General features: G+C 35.7%; 3 protein-coding genes. 1 reads left to right on the top strand and 2 read right to left on the bottom strand.

Annotated elements, in window-relative coordinates; translation table 11 throughout:
- Nucleotides 1–624 (top strand): hypothetical protein (locus UGRO018_RS17660; protein ID WP_416327831.1); only part of this gene is annotated, 624 nt, incomplete at its 5' end.
- A gap of 51 nt (nt 625–675) precedes the next feature.
- On the opposite strand, the gene UGRO018_RS17655 is transcribed toward UGRO018_RS17660, so the two are convergent.
- Both UGRO018_RS17655 and UGRO018_RS17650 read right to left on the bottom strand, forming a co-directional pair.
- Nucleotides 676–1,110, bottom strand: coding sequence for a gamma-glutamylcyclotransferase family protein (locus tag UGRO018_RS17655; protein WP_416327830.1), 435 nt, complete (start codon nt 1,108–1,110; stop codon nt 676–678).
- Nucleotides 1,111–1,183: 73 nt separating this feature from the next.
- Nucleotides 1,184–1,438: DUF4230 domain-containing protein (locus tag UGRO018_RS17650; protein WP_416327829.1), on the bottom strand; the 255-nt coding region annotated here is incomplete at its 5' end.

Below are 1,438 nucleotides of genomic sequence, written 5' to 3'. Positions count from 1 at the left end.
GAGGCCTGTACACAAAACAAAAAAGAAATTGTCTTACGAGCAGGAGATTTGCATCATCAGATCAATACCGGGACACCGACCTTAGTAACATGCTGTATGGCAATGCGAAAAATGATGTTGGAAGATGATGAATATGTAAATGATCCCATCACCAAAAGCAATGCCAGTTCAGATCTTGTGATAAGATATTATACCTATGATTTAAATCATCGCCTACCATTGCATGCAGCAAAGCGTAGAGGTAGAAAAAAGGGAAGTCATGTCATCAAGAAAGAAGAAACAAAAAGCATGATTCAGTTAACTCTGGAAAAATGGTTGGATGATATTCCTTTGACCTACACACAAGAAAAGGGTCTATTCGATGTACAAGGAACGTATGGAAAATGGAAAATCAAGATAGCGTTACCTCGAGGTAGAAGACCCTTTGACTTGGATGATATCGTTTATCAGTTATTAAAACATGCAGATGAAGCTACGGATAAATATTCGGTATGTATGAATGACAGTAAAGAAAATCGCAAACAATGGAATAACATATCTCCTATATTAAGAAGTAAAATGAATGTAACAGCCATCTTTATCAAACAAGATAAAGTAAGCGAATGTGAAGTCAGTCTAACTTAAGATTGGCTTTTATTTTACATATAATAAAGCCTGCGAATGCAGGCTCATGTTTCATAATTTGATACGACAATTTCCTTTTTTCGCCATATAGGCAACATAATCATTTTCTAATATTTTCATGGAAAGTTTTTGTTGGTAGGTCGCATTCGCTGTATTATACACATAAACAGGAAGCCGATCCACGATCTCACCTTGATCATCATAGATGTTCATTGTAACCTTTTCATACTCATTGCGAGGATCACTACTACCATGATAGCCTTCTAATTCATCTAATATTTCAAAGATATGATCATCATCGATCTCCATGATTTCCCCTGCAATCATGTCATTTCCTTCAATCAATGCCGGATATATCACACCTTTGATTTCATGAAGACTGCCCTTGACATAAGCCAATTCGCTTTGAATAATTTTTTCTTTCAGATATTGTTTATAATGATACATATCTGTGCGAAGTGTCCCATAAACGAAAATTTTTTTCATAACCATTATCACTCCTTAAACTTATTTAATCATAGCATGAGTATACAGATAATGCATGGAACTTGCCCGTAAATTATTCACTTTCCTGAAATACGACTTCAATCGTGTATTGATCCTTGACTTCCGGCACCATCTGTAAAAACTTACGAATGGCGGATTGTGCTTTGGTAGCCGCTTCACTTAAGAATCCATTTTCAATTGCCTCTTCCTCTACCAGATCCTTTTGTTGGGTGGCAAAGGTCTTATAGTCATTCACGCTGATAGGATTAAAGATGTTTTTAGATTCATCATATACTTCAATGCTTTTTTCATCTATGATGTTAGCGAA

This window comes from Hoskinsella mucinilytica, from assembly GCF_045223415.1.
Taxonomy (GTDB): domain Bacteria; phylum Bacillota_I; class Bacilli_A; order Erysipelotrichales; family Erysipelotrichaceae; genus Hoskinsella; species Hoskinsella mucinilytica.
This window is presented reverse-complemented; position numbering and strand designations above follow the sequence as displayed.